This window comes from Vibrio sp. 1249-1, from assembly GCF_033340495.1.
Window position 1 is genome coordinate 1 of sequence record NZ_JAWOWJ010000486.1, and the last position, 724, is coordinate 724.

Consider the following 724-nt stretch of genomic DNA (forward strand, 5'->3'; position numbering starts at 1 on the left):
TTTTGATTGATTGACTGATGCCAACACCGCTTTGATCCGCTTTAGCTTGCTGAGCCAACACAATCGTTTCTAGGCTTTGATTTAACGCGTTTGCCGCGGGTAACAACTCATTTGCCATTAGCAAATTTGCTTTGTTCCATTCATCTGATTGACGCAGCGTAATCACTTGATCAGCCAAGGGGAAATACAGCTGTTGCATCTCTTTAAACAATGACCATAGTGATTGGTCGTTGTCTGACAACATATCCAGTTTAGCGTCGATTTCTGCGACCGATTGGTTGTGGAATTTGATCAGGTCTTGATACTTCTCCAGATGTGTTTGCTGTCCGTACAACAGGAAATCACGCAGTGCCGAGAGAGCATTAGCTAGAGAAGTGTAACTGTCTGCGTAGACTTTAAATAAGCGCTTACGCTCACCGCCCATTTCATTGCCTGACTCTTCATTAATTAGGCTTTGAATTTGGTCGAGCGCGACTTCAGCAATGGGTGCAGCTTCGTTAATAAACAGATTATGCGCTGGCAGATTTTCCGCGCTGTGGCTCAACTCAATAAGCTGAGAAAGTGACACTTTCATCGCTTCCCATTGCTGATGAATCGACTGGAAATCTGACTCCGAGATCAGAGCTTGTAAGGTTGGCAACGCATCGTCCGTTGATACCATAATACTTTGCACTTCCTGACTCAAACGCAAACCTTCGGCTTCATTACTTCCCAATAACATGTA

The 724-nt window shown here is 44.5% G+C and carries 1 protein-coding gene; it reads right to left on the bottom strand.

Annotation, left to right across the window (positions count from 1 at the left end; all coding sequences use genetic code 11):
* A partial coding sequence (locus R7Z50_RS27140; RefSeq protein WP_411979526.1) for an MCP four helix bundle domain-containing protein occupies window positions 1–724 on the bottom strand: 724 nt, incomplete at both ends.